The sequence below is a fragment of the Clostridium sp. genome, assembly GCF_016650095.1.
Lineage (GTDB): Bacteria > Bacillota > Clostridia > Clostridiales > Clostridiaceae > Clostridium_AD.
Map to the genome: position 1 here is coordinate 1 of NZ_JAENWL010000003.1, position 14,619 is coordinate 14,619.

The window sequence follows — 14,619 nt, forward strand, 5'->3', positions numbered from 1 at the left end:
ATAGCTACTAGTTGTTTAATCTCCCCATTTTTTCAATTACAACTTCAGCAAACTCCTGCGTTCCAGTAGTACCACCTAAATCACAAGTTAAATATTTGCCTTCTTTTAAAACAGCTTCCACTGCTCTCTCTATTTTATCTGCTGCGTCTTGCTCTCCTATAAACCTTAGCATCATCACACCAGATAGAATACATGCAGTAGGATTTGCTATATTTAAACCCGCTATATCTGGAGCAGAACCATGAGCTGGCTCAAACACCGCACCTTCTTCTCCAATATTTGCACCTGGAACTAGTCCTAGTCCCCCTACTAGACCTGCTGCCATATCTGATAATATATCGCCATATAGATTAGGCATTACAAGTACATCATATTTTTCTGGGTTCATCACAAGCTTCATGCTCATAGCATCAACTATAACATCTCCAAATGCTATATCTTTGTGCATTGAAGCTATGTTTCTTGCACATTTTAAGAATAACCCATCTGAGAGCTTCATAATATTTGCTTTGTGAACAGCTATTACTTCTTTTCTATTCTCCTGCTTTGCTAATTTAAAAGCATATTCTACTATTCTATCACTCGCTTTCTTACTTATTATCTTTATACTCTCCGCAATATCCTCTGTAACCATATGCTCAATTCCTGCGTATAAATCTTCACTATTTTCTCTTACTATTATTAAATCTACATCACCAAACCTTGATGGAACACCTTCATATGTTTTTATAGGTCTTACATTAGCATAAAGATTTAATTCATGTCTTAATTTAACATTAACACTTCGAAATCCCTTACCAACCGGTGTAGTTATAGGTCCTTTAAGCGCAATTTTATTTTTTTTAATACTTTCTAAAACGTAGGAAGGTAGGGGGGTGTAAAACTCCTCTATAACCTCTGCACCTGCATGCGCCACTTCCCAATTAATTTGGACCCCACTATTTTCTATTACTTTAACAGCCGCCGCGGTTACTTCTGGTCCGATTCCATCACCTGGTATAAGCGTAATATTATGTGTCATGCTTTTACGCACCTCTCTTTTACTTAATTTCGATAATATCTATTAATCCACCATATCAACAAGCTGTAATTTTTTGTGATCTCACACCTAATTGTGGGATGACGTTCTTTGCTATTAATTCCAGTTCTTCACTTTTCATTACAGTGTTTCTCCCTGCCAGGTATTGCTTATCTACCCATTCTTTTATAATATGAATTCGCTCATCCTTTTTATCTATCTTGTCTGAATCCTTTAATCTAAAATAAGTATTCACCCAAGCTGCTATGCCTGCATGACCCGAATGTTCATTAACTGATACAACAATTGGTCTGCCTAATATTTTTTCAGTATCAAAAATATTATATATTTCTTCATCTTTTAATATTCCATCTGCATGTATACCCGCCCTAGTAACATTGAATTCACTACCTACAAATGGTGTTTTAGGCGGAATACTATATTTAAACTCACCTTCAAAGTATTGTCCGATTTCAGTTATAAGCTTTAGATTCATATCTTTTACATTTCCTCTTATTTGACCATATTCTATAATCATAGCTTCGAGTGGACAATTCCCTGTTCTCTCACCAATACCAAAAAGCGATGTATTTATAGCACTACATCCATGAAGCCATGCTGTAGTCGCATTTGGTACAACATTATAAAAATCATTATGTCCATGCCATTCAAGACAATCAGACGGAACTCCTGCATAAACTCTTAATCCATGTATGATATGTTGTACGCTTCTTGGTAATTCTGTTCCTGAGTACGGTAATCCAAGACCCAATGTATCACAAGCCCTAATTTTTATCTTGATACCAGATTTCTTAGAAAGGTCCATAAGTCTTTGAGCTAGTGGCACTACAAACCCAAAGAAATCAGCTCTAGTTATATCTTCAAGATGGCATCTTGGAGTTATGCCATTTTCTAAGGCTTCTTCCACCAATGAAATATATAAATCCATTGCTTGCTTTCTTGTTTTATTTAACTTTTTAAATATATGATAATCAGAACAGGACATAAGCATTCCAGTTTCCTTAAGTGCCATATCTTTCACTAACTTAAAATCTTCCTTGTTGGCTCTTATCCAAGAAGTTACCTCTGGAAATTTATATCCTCTTTCTAAACACTTGCGAGCTGCATTTCTATCCTTCTCCGTATATAGAAAGAATTCAGTTTGCCTTATTATTCCAGAATTATTATCAAGTTTGTGCAAATAATCAAATATTTTAACTATTTGTTTCTCAGTATATGTATCCATAGCTTGTTGTCCATCTCTAAATGTAGTATCTGTAATCCATATATCTTCAGGTATAAACATTGGAATCTGTTCACTTCCAAAAACCATCTTTGGAATTTCTGAGTATGGGAATATATCTTTAAATAAATTAGGCTGCTCTTTAGTATTTATCTGTAAATTACTTATTGCCGCATTATGAACATCATTTGTTATTTGCATCTTTTTCATTTGTTATCCTCCTTGTTATATACCTTATTTGATTTTGGCTACTTCACGTTATTTTAATATTTATGAATTATTATAATGTTAAACTTTCACTTTAATGATTATTATATAGTTTATTTGCAGCTTTGTAAAGGTATTTTGCAATTTATCTTTTTATATATTTCATTTTGATCGAAAGAAGTTTCAAAAAAATATAGAAGAAGCATACTAGGATTATTCCTGTATGCTTCTTCTATTCTCTACTTTAATCTAATAACCATACTAAGCTCCCCCTCCAGATGATTTCCTTTTACAAACTTTACATTGATTTCTATAAAGTTTTACCCTTGCTAAACCTTGGAGTTTACGTTATAATTCTATAAATGTTAGGCGGTGTGTTTATGAACGTTGATTTTTCTAATATTAATATAAATACCATTATTATGTTTGCACTCGCAGTATTGCTTGTTTATCTCAGTATTGCAGTATTTAAAATGATTGGAAGGATATTAAGCATTACAATTGGAGTATTCCTTTTAATATATGTCCTTCAACAATTAGGTATCACAATACCCATATTAACCGATATTCTTAGCTATCTTTTGCAGGTGCTAAAGCCAGTTATCGACATTATAAAACATTTATTCGAATAACTGAAAAATTCCACCACATTGTATGCGATGGAATTTTGATTATTATATTATATATATTTTTCATTCCCTTCATATTCTTTAAGTTCATTGACCAGGTGCTTAATCTCCTGGTCCTTATTTTTATCCATTATTAATATAACATCTCCTGCATCTACAATTATAAGATCCTTTATACCAAACCCAATTATTAACCTCTCTTTACCAAATACCGAGCAATTTTGACTCTCTTCCATAAATGTATTACCCAAAACATTGTTACCACGTAAATTACTTAAAAACCTTGAAAGTGCTGCAAAGGTCCCTATGTCATCCCACGCAAACTCACATTTTATAACAAAAGCCTTTCTAGTTTTTTGCATTATACCAAAATCTACTGATATTCCATCTATTTCATTGTACTGCTCTTTTATTACTTCATTTTCCTCATCAGTGCCAATGGCTTGATACACCGTCATCAATCGTTTATACATTTTAGGTAAATACTTCTCCATCTCCCGCAAATACACATCTGCTCTCCATACAAACATTCCACTATTCCAAAGAAAGTTTCCTTTCGCGAGCAAATCCTTAGCTACTTCCGCATTAGGTTTTTCTAAAAAACGTTCTACTTTGAATGTAGGTATATCACCAGTTCCCCTATCTCCCATTTCTATATAACCATAGCCAGTTTCTGGCCTTGTGGGCTGTACACCAATAGTTACTAGCCCTCTTTTTTTATTTGCAATTTCAACTGCTTGTAAAATAGTTTCTTTAAACTCCTTCTCATTCTCTATATAATGATCAGAAGGCAGCACTATCATTGTTGCTTCCTTGTCCTCTTTTAGTAGCTTAGCAGCAGATAGTCCTATGCAAGTAGCAGTCTCCTTATTAACCTCATAGGCCCTTTTATGTTTAAATTTGGAATTTGTAAAATATATCAATGCTCTTTTGTTTAGTTTCTTTATCTTCTGAAATAATAATTTTTTCTATCAAATTTTCTACCGTAATTCTATCTAGGTCTTTAAAACTTAAAATTTTGTCAATCTCACTCTTATACGCCTGGTATTTGTCATTATAATTATCAGCCACTTCTAGATTTGATAGTATCTCTTTTTTTCTATTAATTAAATGTTGTTGTTTTTTTTCAATAGTATTAGACAAAACCTCAAAGTTTCTTTCACTTACTTTTCCATTAAATTTATCCAAATAGAGCACTTCGAATTGTCTGTCCAGCTTGCTTAATTCATTTTCTATATTTTTTAATTTCATATCATAATTTTCTTTTTTTATAATGGACTTATCTATTTTACTATAGATTTCCTGTACATTTAATATTGTTGAAGTGTACTGAAATAAATCCGTGATTATAATGTTTTTTAATTCTTCTTCCTTTAAAGAATGTGCAGTACACCTTCCTCCACCCATTTGACTATTAGTACATTTATAGCCTTGAAATTTTTTTCTATATGACATATTTCCTCCACATTCGTTACACTTTAATATTGAAGAAAAAATATACACATTTTTACCTTTATATCTATAATTCTTAGCTCTTATGCTTATAAGCTTTTGAACTTCATCAAACATTTCTTTTGATACTATACCTTTAAACTCACCTCCATATATCCATTCATCTTGAAGCGTAGTTCTTACTTTTTTTATTTTATAGCTAACTTTTTTCCATCTTCCTTGAACCATGATACCACCGTATTTGGGATTGTTTAAAATTGATTTAATAGTATTACTAGTCCATAACCCAAATTTTGAGAAAGCAAAATTATTTAATTTTGCAGAAGGTGGCTCTATCCCTTTTGAATTCAAGTAATTTGCTACTCTGCCATACCCATATCCTTTAAGGTACAGTTCAAATATTTCTTTCACAGTTTCTGTTGTATCATCATCTGCCACTACTAATCTTATTGTTTTTACATTACCCTCATATTCTTCTTCAAACCTGTACCCATAAGGGGGCTTACTTGCAATAGATGACCCCCTTATCATTCTTTGCTTTAATCCATCCCTGGCTCTTCTTGAACAATCTTTAATATACATTTCATTTAGTACATTTTTAAATGGTATGATATCATTTATTTCCTCTAACGTATCTACATTGTCAAATACAGATATAAAACGCACTCCATTTACTTTGAAATACTCCTCTAAATAATATCCTGCTTTAACATAATTTCTGGAAAATCTTGAAAGATCACGGGTCACAATCATATTTATTTTACCCCGTTCTATATCATCCTCCATTCGGATGAAGCTTTTTCTTTCAAAATTAGAACCAGAAAATCCAACGTCTTCATATACCTCTACAAGATTATATACCGACTCTTTATCCTCATCACTTTTTTCAAGTATCCATTTTTTTAAACTTTGTACCTGTGCAGGCATTGATTCCTGCTGATCTTTCTTATCTGATGAGACTCTTGCATATAATGCTACATTCCAGATTTTCCTCAAACTTTTCACTAATTATATGCCTCCTGATGAGTATCTGTTATATGTGTATCTATAATACAATATGATTTGTCATATGCTTCACTATTAAATTTAAGGTTTGTAAGCTTCATTGAGATTAAATTCTCTATTATTATTTTTAAATTTTCATTTCCATAATGCCTTTCTATTTTTAAAGTAATTTTTGTCACAACAAATCCTCCATTAAGTACTTAATTATAATATATGCCACAAAATAATAGTCATGTATATTAGAGTTTGTTATATTTTTACTTATTGTTAACATCCCATTAAAGCTCAATTATTAGATTTTTATTAATAAATTTATGAATAATATGAACAATATGAACAATATGAGTATTCTCAATCTTTTATTGGTATAATTTCCTTATAAATATCTTACGGATAGCTACAAAAAATTCTTGGTTTGATAAATAAAAAACAAACTCGTTATTTATTTATCCTACTAGGTAATCGTTTTTATCTCGTAAATTGATATTATAAATTAAATTAGGGGGGATTTCATTGAATAAAAAATTGAAAATGTTAACCTGTACATTGGCAGCGATATTCGCACTTACAATTGCAGTAGATAGTCCAAATCTAGGACCCTTTAGTGTAGATGCAGTTTCAGCAGCTACTGGAGAAGCTCCAGTTGTTACACCAGCTAAACCAGCTACACCAAGTAGCCCAAGCACAACAAGTAACTCAGGTACTCACTATACTTCATCTACACCAACTTCGTATAGTTCAGCAACAAGTTTTGGCCGTACACTTAAGCTTAATTCTATAGGTGGCGATGTTAAACTTCTTCAAACTAGACTTAGTAGTTATGGGTACAGGCTTTATGGCGATGGTATTTATGGAAATCTAACTTTATCTGCAGTGAAAGACTTTCAAAGTAAGCATGCTCTTAGTGCTGATGGAATAGCTGGACCACTCACTTTAGCAAGATTAACTCCAAAAGTAATAGTAAAAACGACTATAACTAGTACACTTAAATTAGGTTCTAATGGAATCGAAGTTAAGATTCTACAAACTAGACTTAGCAGTTATGGATACAGACTTTATGGTGATGGTATATTTGGAAACAATACTTTAGCTGCTGTGAAAAACTATCAAAGTAAGCATGGCCTTACAGCTAATGGAATAGTTAACGCAGATACTGTTGCAAAATTATGGGGAAAAGTAATTAAACCAGTGACACCACCAGTTGTTGTTACTCCTCCAGTTGTTACTCCACCAGTTGTTGTTACACCACCTGATGTTGTAACCTCAGCTTCAATAGTAGATAATGCAGCAGATGTAGAAAAAGCAATAAGCAAAGATGGTACATGGATTATTGCTATTCTAAATGATGTAACTACTGATAAAGATCTTGTTTTACAAGGCGAACTTACAAAACCTGATAAATCTGTTCCACCAGTACAAGTTGCAACAGGACGTAAAATAGCTCTTTACGCTCAAGACGATAAACATGTTACAACTGATACTTTTACTTTAACAGCTCCAAAATTAACAATTAAGAGTACAGATTCTACTATCCAAAAAGGAACATTCAAGGGAGACCTTTATGTTTCAGCACAGGACTTCAATTTAAAAACAGCTACTATTGTAGGAGATGTTTACGTTTCAGGAACAGGATTTAATATGACAGAAAGTTCTAAAATTGAAGGAAATGTATATTTTACTAATCAACGAGCTAAAGATTCATTTGTCATGGATGAGACAAGTTCTGTAACAGGAACACAAACATTAAAAGTGGCAATAGCAGTAGATGCTGTCGCATCTGCATCATTAACAGCTAATGCAGCAGATTTTGAAAAGGCAATATCAGCAGATGGTACATGGATTGTTTGTCCTCTAAAAGATATGACTATTGATAAACCTCTTGTTTTAGAAGGAGAATTATTAAATACACATTTAGACCCTATTACAGGTCTTGGTGCTGTACAACGTAAAATAGGTCTTTATGCTCATGAGGGCGTAGTTACAAATGCTAGATTTACCCTAACAGCTCCAAGCTTAACTATTAAGAGCCCAAAAGCTAGTGTTCAAATGGGAACTTTTATAGGTGATGTATATGTTAATTCTCGTAACTTCGTATTAAAAGATGCTACAATAGTAGGCGATGTTTACGTTCATTCAACAGAATTCACTTTAACAGCAAATTCTAAAATTGAAGGAAATGTATATTTTGATAATCAAGAAGCAGAAAATACATTCGTAATCGAAGATGGAAGTTCTGTAACAGGAACTCAAGGTTATAAATCGACAACAGCAGTAGATTCAGTAACATCTGCATCATTAGTAAATGATGAAGCTGCTTTCGAAAATGCAATAAGCAAAGATGGTACATGGATTATTGCTATTCAAAGAGATATGGTTATTAATAAGGACCTTGTTTTAGACGGTACACTTTATAACACAAAAACTCCAGCTGCTATTGCACGTAAGATAGCTCTTTACTATCATGATGGTGATAACTATACAACTGCTAAATTTACTTTAACAGCTCCATCATTAACAATTAAGAGTCCAAACGCAAGTATGCAAAAGGGAACTTTTGTTGGTGATCTTTATATTGGAGTAGATGGTTTCTCATTAAAAGAAACTAAAATTGTAGGAAATGTATATTTTGCTACTCAAGCAATTAAAGATGCATTCGTACTTGATGAGCTAAGCTCTATATCAGGAACTCAAACAATTGGAACTAAATAAACATTAGTCTAGGTACGTACCCCCAATGTATTTTATACATTGGGGGTATTTTTTACGCTAAAAATGACCTATAAAGTTAATAAAGCGGTCTCTTTATTACTAGGCTCTACAAATATATTGGATTTACGGATTTCTGGAAGCTCATTACAAATCTTATCAACGTAATCTTCATTAGTAACTACATAAACATTTTCATTGCTAACTAAACATTTTATTCTATCCACAGTGCTTCTTAAAAAGCTCTTATTATTAATAATATTCAAAAACTGCTTTGGGTTTTGTGCACGAGATAGAGGGTAAAGTCTTGTTCCTTTTCCACCTGCTAAAATTAGTACGTATAGCAAAAACTACCACTCCAAATTATTACTCATTTCATTTTATGAACCATTAGTCTATGTTGTGAGAACAATTTATAATATATTTATAAATTACCATATATTGAAAAATAAAAAGTGTGTAAGATGAAAAATACATTTTTCATCTTACACACTTTTTATTTAGGCACATTTATTTCTATTCTAAATCAATAGGTTCTTTATCAAAAGGTAAAACAAATTCAAAGCTGTCTGTTTGCGTTTTGCCTCCGCTTTTTTTAAGTAACTCGAATTCATCATATTCTTTAAGGTTATATTCCTTTAGAACCGAATTTGCATCCTTTTTCCCATGCCAAGGAAGACGATTTGAAAATGAACGAAATAATTCTTCTCTAAAATACTCTGCATCTATTCTTGGTAAATACGGCAGTAGAGAGAATCCATATTCTTCAGCCTTTTTCACACCATCAATATCATATTTAAAATAATATTTTTCATCACTTTTACTTAATTCGCCTACTTTAAAGGATTCTCCTTGATCATTTTTCCACATCATCCATATCGCATTCTTCACTTTGCTAGCCATCCCTCTCACAATCTTATTTAAAAAAATCATACTATTACTATATTATCTCTACTATAACTACATCCATATTATCGAACTTAATCATATTACATTTACTCGTTAAAATTTATTTAGTTTTTGTTTCAATCTCTCCATAACTATACTAGGATTTCTATAATATTCACTAGCACGTATTTTATAAAACTCCCATCCCACACGTTCAAGACACATCTGTATTTCATACTGCTTTTGCCAATTATAATCTTCATCCGCTAGCATTCCAATACACTGCACTGCAATTTTTTTATAATGACCACTAGGTAACTCGGATGACAAATCTGTTTCTACAACAAAATCTATAGTGTATTTTCCTACTTTAACCTTTGGTGTAAGCTTATACCCACACTCTTTTATATTCCTTGCAATGTGCTCCTCAAAATCATTTAACAATAAATATTCTGGCGATATAATTTCTTCTTTATGTTCATTCTGTTCTAAACAATATTTTAATAGGGAATACCTAACACATCTATTATTAAGACTCTCTAAGTCTACTGAATAAAATAACCACATTTGATTTCTTGCACGACTAGCAGCTACATTAAATCTTCTAATATCTGACCCTTTAGTTAGAGCTGTAAATTTAGCATTATTTGCAATAACCATAGATAGAAACATTACGTCTCTCTCATCCCCTTGGAATGAGTAAGCATCTCCACATATAAGTCTTCTTTTAAGCATTTCCTCCATGCCAAGCCTTTCCACTAACATACCCTGTATTAATTCAGCTTGAGAGTCCCCTAAAAGCGATATAACGCCCATGGTCATCCCATTGTACCTATCATTACTACAACACTCTAATATCTTCTGCGAAATGTCCTCTGCTTCCAATACGTTTAGAGCCTTCGTCTCATCCTTGCTTCCACCAGTAACTTTAGATGTTACTATAAACGGCCCAACTTTTTCGTTAGCATCTATTCTTCTTAAAGGCATTATTTCATTAGAATAACACAGTTCATTACTAAATCCAATTATCTCTGGAACACATCTAAAGTGTTCCTTTAATAATAACCTATTTGGAAATACTCTCAAAGCTGTATTATATAAACTAGTTTTTAAATCAAACCACTCTGCATGTGGAATATCTTCTAAGTATGTATTTATTAAAGTTTCTACAACCGCATGGTCTTTTCCAATGGCTTCAGGGCTTATTTGCTTTTCATCACCTACAATAATTGCCTTCTTAGCCCTCATTAAAACCGTTATTGCTGATATGTCACTTTGACTGCTCTCATCCACAATTACTACATCAAACAAATTATCCGTAAGCTTTAAGTTTTCCATAACTCTATTTATTGGCATAATCCATACAGGAATTACGTCCTTACAATTATCCATCTCTTTTTGCGCGATTTTTCTATATTTTACTGCCTGAGTGCCTGTCCCTTTTCCTATTCTTTTTATAGCTTCCATCCAAGTAAATAAGCTTCTCTTTTGGGTCTCAGTAGTACGCTCTATTTGATTAAACCAACTTCTTTTAGAAACAAGTTCCCTTATAATATGTTTTTCTTTAATTTTTTCTTGTGCTATATTTTTCTCTAGATCTTCTACATCAACTTCTTCTAATTTACACAAATAATCATTCCATTTTTTCCATTGCCATGCCTTTTCCCAATTTAAGCTTTCTAAATTCTTTATTATTTCATTTTCATCATTTGTGATGTTTTCAAGTAATATGGGGCAACTCGATTCTAATTTATAGCTTAATTTAGTTAATTTTAATGCCTTATGAGCTATTTGCATTAAGCTTTCTATCTCCATATAAACAGCTCGTACCCCAGCAATACTTCTTTTATCTATAGCGCTATGCAATTTTTCTAAGCACCCGTCACTTTGGAAGGTTTTCTTTATTTCCTCAATTTCTATACTTAATTTATTATACTTGTTTATGTACTTTAAGCTCTCAAATCCTTTTTTAAGATAAATGTATGTTTCTTTTTCATACCAATTTAGATCACTCGGCAAATTCTTGCCGGGCAAATTCTTGCCGGGCAAAAAATTAATTATGTTATTTCTAAAGTCTGTGTCCCAATTGATGATCATGTCAATACTATCAATATCCTGGGTCGTTGCAACTATATAGTTTAAATCTGAATCATTTATTAGCGTTCCACCATATTCTTTTACCGAATTGTTCCAAACGTTTTTAAGCTCTCTTTCTAAGAATTGCATCTTTACATATAAATCAACCACCACTATTTGTTCACTGTTATTTATAAACTCATAATCCACCTTGCAGCCTTCAAATATATATTTAAGATTTCCGTGGAGTATCTTGAACATGCCTCCGAGTCTTCCTTTTTCTCTAATTGCTTTTGCAACAACATCAAAGTCATTTTTAAATTTATTTATATCAATACCACTCGGTAGCTCTAAATTGTGATTATTTAATTCTTGCTTAATTTTACTTATGTTTTTTATATACTCCTTACATTTTTCTACTAATTGCTGCCACATTCCCCGCGACTCATTATTCGAATAATAATATTTCATCACATTATTTAGCCAGTTATTCTCAAGCCCTTCTAGACTATCTATGGCATCATCTACAAGTTTCAATAACCTTCTATTCCCATAATCTATGGAATTAACATTATTCCAGTTTTCAATATTACTCTCATGAATGTGTTGCTCTTTCTCTAGTTTAATTAATTCTGATATTTTATCGCATAATTCTTCTTCTTTAGGCAGTACTGCCACGTACTTATCTATATTATTAATTTCATCAATTTGCTCTTTTTTAATTATGCTTGATAGTTTGACTAGCTTTTTAAATTCTTCATTACTTAGTGGGTTTTCTTTATTAAATCCAATCTTATCGGCAATCCAAGAATTAACATCTTCATTATCTCTAACCCACTTAGCCATATGCATTAAAGTGTATTTTTGTCCCTCATATTCTACCTTGTCATTCTCTCTATCTTCAATGCACTTTAACTCTTCATATAAACTTTTCTGAGAATTAATGCAATTGCTACGTTTGTATTTTAAAAATTTTATTTCTTTACGTAATTCTTTAGTGTCCATGGATAAATTCTCTGTTATTTTCCTAACAGACTCGTCCAATTCTTCTAGTGATTTCGTATCATTTCCTAATATACTGATACATAATGCCCTAACTTCTTCTGGTATTTTATTAGACAAAACCCTTAATGCTCTATCTGTTTGACTTGTCACTAGTACCCTTTTGCCATGAGCCAAAAGATGACAAATTAAATTAGCTATAGAATGGCTTTTACCAGTTCCTGGCGGACCCTGTACAACAACCCCAAAGTTTTCAGCGAGTCTTTTAGTTATTTCCATTTGTTCTAGGTTTGCAGGAAGTGGAAATAATACATCTTCTCCTACTGACCTCCATTCGTCTATCATCTGGGTATCTTGTACTACTTCTTCCTCTGAAACCAGCGCTTCAATAGTTTTGGGAATAGGAAATCCCTCTCTTATTTGTGAAAGTACGTCATTTAATTCCATGTTCCAAAGCCTTGTGTCCACCTTGCGAAGGATTATGCAAGGTGCATTGTAAAATTGTACATTCGCTTGAAGATTTATATCGGTATAATCACTTAGCTCCTGAATATAAAAATCCTGCTTGTGAGCTTTTAAAATCATAGCTAGTTCTCCAAAAATATTTGAAGCCATCTCAATATTTCTAACATCCAGAGCCATATCTTTTGCTTTATTGCGAAGAGTTAGCAAACTATCTAAGTTTACTTCTAAATATTCATTTAAAAACTCAAGTTCCACATTGGTTTGGTTGTTATATGGATTTAAAGTAAATATTTTCTTCTTAGCGTCAAATTTAATTTCCATCTTAGTTGTGAAAATAGGATGGACTATTTCTTTTTCTTCCTTTTGCCAAGTTAAAAGCCCATTTGACCAAATCATCTCTAAATCTTCACTGTTTTTTTCTAATTGTAAATATGTTTTCTGAAACTGACTATATAAATCATCTGCTCTCTCATCTATACATAACCAATAATCCTTATTTTCATCATAATTAAAAGTACATCCGCAAGTATTCTGGAGTTCCTTTTGCCAATATACTTTTTCATATTCATTTATATTTCTTATAGTTTTCTGATTCATATTCTTAATACTTAATAAATATGAAAATATTTTTTCTACTTTTTCATTAATATTCAAAACACTGCTACCTCCAACTTTTCAATTCAAAATTTATAAAATAACCTCATTGAATAATCAACAAACAAATAATGAAAAAGTCTTATTAAAACTTAATTGGTTTTAATAAGACTTTATGTTTATTTACAGGAGTCTCTCTCCACTATTCTATAAGGCAATACAAAGTGCTTTTCCTCAACCACTAAATTATTTATAGATTTTATAAGCATTCTCATACTTACAGACCCCATGTCATACATTGGTTGGGATACTGTAGTCAATTTAGGATAAAATGTAGAAGCTGAATAAATATCATCAAAACCCATAACATCTACATCGCCAGGAACTTTAATAGATTTATCTCTTAATGCATTTATTACTCCCATAGCAATCTCATCACTAGCGCAGAATACTGCGTCTACTTCGGCGCCTGTATCTAATATAGTATTAATCCCCAAATATCCATCTTTAGCCTTAACTCCACCAAGATAAATCAACTCTTTATCAAGCGTTATTCCCATTTCCTCAAGTCCCGTGCAATAACCTGTATATCTTTTAGATAATGCATTAACTTTTTCTATAGACGTCCCTACATATGCAATTTTTTTGTTGCCCTTATTTATCAAATATTTTACTGCATCTGAAGCTGCCATTACATTGTCAATAGTAACACTAGGGAATATACCCTCAGCATCTGTAGTTTCTACAAGAACCGTTGGCATTTCAAGTTCTTTTATTAAACTTATAACATTATTCTCTATGGAATTACTCATATATATAACTCCATCTATCATTTTTTCTTTAAGTATTCTTAAAGACTCCATTTCTTTCTCTACGTCTAAATCCGAATTACAAAGAATAATATTATAATTATAAATATTTGCTACATCCTCACAACCTCTAACAATTTCAGGATAAAATTGATTTGATATATCAGGTATAATTATTCCTATTGTGCTAGATTTTTGTGTTTTCAAACTTCTTGCAACTATATTGGGTCTATATGATAATTTTTTTATAGCATCTTTTACCTTTATCTTAGTGTCTTCATTTACCACATCAATATCATTTAAAACTCTAGATACTGTGGCAATAGAGACTCCCGCTTCTCGAGCGACATCTTTTATTGAAGCAGCCATATTTCTCAACTCCTACTATTTTCTTATCTTACCATTATACTGATAAAACCTTTTTATTTCAAGTTCTATTACAAACTGTTAACGAACTTTTAACTATTAGTATAATTATAGTATTGCCCATTTAAATAAATTAATAATACAAATTCATGATTATTA

At 31.9% G+C, this 14,619-nt stretch carries 10 protein-coding genes and 1 pseudogene; 2 read left to right on the forward strand and 9 right to left on the reverse strand.

Annotation, left to right across the window (positions count from 1 at the left end):
• Positions 1-7: 7 nt before the first annotated feature.
• Together JJE11_RS00560 and JJE11_RS00565 are read right to left on the reverse strand one after the other, a co-directional pair.
• Positions 8-1,021, reverse strand: a complete 1,014-nt coding sequence (locus JJE11_RS00560; RefSeq protein ID WP_291632298.1) for an isocitrate/isopropylmalate dehydrogenase family protein — start codon at positions 1,019-1,021, stop codon at positions 8-10.
• Between the two features lie 55 nt (positions 1,022-1,076).
• Entirely contained in the window at positions 1,077-2,462 is a 1,386-nt protein-coding gene (locus tag JJE11_RS00565) for a 2-isopropylmalate synthase (protein ID WP_291632317.1), read from the reverse strand.
• A gap of 386 nt (positions 2,463-2,848) precedes the next feature.
• On the opposite strand from JJE11_RS00565, the gene JJE11_RS00570 reads away from it, so the two are divergent.
• On the forward strand, positions 2,849-3,100 hold the full coding sequence (locus JJE11_RS00570; protein WP_291632299.1) for a hypothetical protein: 252 nt from the start codon (positions 2,849-2,851) through the stop codon (positions 3,098-3,100).
• A 47-nt stretch (positions 3,101-3,147) separates the two neighbouring features.
• Here JJE11_RS00570 and JJE11_RS00575 read toward each other — a convergent pair whose 3' ends face one another.
• Genes JJE11_RS00575 through JJE11_RS00585 form a run of 3 tightly spaced genes read right to left on the reverse strand, consistent with a single transcriptional unit; the run spans position 3,148 to position 5,733 of the window.
• Positions 3,148-4,020: a mannose-1-phosphate guanylyltransferase gene (locus JJE11_RS00575; RefSeq protein WP_291632300.1), complete on the reverse strand. Its 873-nt coding sequence runs from the start codon at positions 4,018-4,020 to the stop codon at positions 3,148-3,150.
• Positions 3,992-5,554, reverse strand: a complete 1,563-nt coding sequence (locus tag JJE11_RS00580) for a recombinase family protein (RefSeq protein WP_366927895.1) — start codon at positions 5,552-5,554, stop codon at positions 3,992-3,994. Before JJE11_RS00580 ends, JJE11_RS00575 begins: the two co-directional genes overlap by 29 nt.
• Complete coding sequence (locus tag JJE11_RS00585; protein WP_291632301.1) at positions 5,554-5,733, reverse strand: hypothetical protein; 180 nt, start codon at positions 5,731-5,733, stop codon at positions 5,554-5,556. Before JJE11_RS00585 ends, JJE11_RS00580 begins: the two co-directional genes overlap by 1 nt.
• A 334-nt stretch (positions 5,734-6,067) precedes the next feature.
• Here JJE11_RS00585 and JJE11_RS00590 point away from each other — a divergent pair, with 334 nt between their 5' ends.
• Complete coding sequence (locus JJE11_RS00590; protein WP_291632302.1) at positions 6,068-8,263, forward strand: peptidoglycan-binding protein; 2,196 nt, start codon at positions 6,068-6,070, stop codon at positions 8,261-8,263.
• Between the two features lie 83 nt (positions 8,264-8,346).
• On the opposite strand, the pseudogene JJE11_RS00595 reads toward JJE11_RS00590, so the two are convergent.
• The 4 genes and pseudogenes from JJE11_RS00595 to JJE11_RS00610 all read right to left on the reverse strand — a co-directional run.
• Positions 8,347-8,607, reverse strand: a pseudogene (locus JJE11_RS00595) (sugar phosphate nucleotidyltransferase); the annotation flags it as partial.
• A 169-nt stretch (positions 8,608-8,776) separates the two neighbouring features.
• Positions 8,777-9,151, reverse strand: coding sequence for a HipA N-terminal domain-containing protein (locus JJE11_RS00600; protein WP_291632303.1), 375 nt, complete (start codon positions 9,149-9,151; stop codon positions 8,777-8,779).
• Positions 9,152-9,262: 111 nt separating this feature from the next.
• Positions 9,263-13,345, reverse strand: coding sequence for an AAA domain-containing protein (locus tag JJE11_RS00605; protein WP_291632304.1), 4,083 nt, complete (start codon positions 13,343-13,345; stop codon positions 9,263-9,265).
• A 119-nt stretch (positions 13,346-13,464) separates the two neighbouring features.
• A complete protein-coding gene (locus tag JJE11_RS00610; protein WP_291632305.1) occupies positions 13,465-14,463 on the reverse strand; it encodes a LacI family DNA-binding transcriptional regulator in 999 nt (332 codons plus the stop codon).
• Positions 14,464-14,619: the final 156 nt, after the last annotated feature.

Excerpts from the sequence above, each read along its gene's own strand:
- JJE11_RS00570 (WP_291632299.1), top strand. The coding sequence starts at position 2,849 with ATGAACGTTGATTTTTCTAATATTAATATAAATACCATTATTATGTTT.
- JJE11_RS00565 (WP_291632317.1), bottom strand. The coding sequence starts at position 2,462 with ATGCAAATAACAAATGATGTTCATAATGCGGCAATAAGTAATTTACAG.
- JJE11_RS00560 (WP_291632298.1), bottom strand. The coding sequence starts at position 1,021 with ATGACACATAATATTACGCTTATACCAGGTGATGGAATCGGACCAGAA.
- JJE11_RS00610 (WP_291632305.1), bottom strand. The coding sequence starts at position 14,463 with ATGGCTGCTTCAATAAAAGATGTCGCTCGAGAAGCGGGAGTCTCTATT.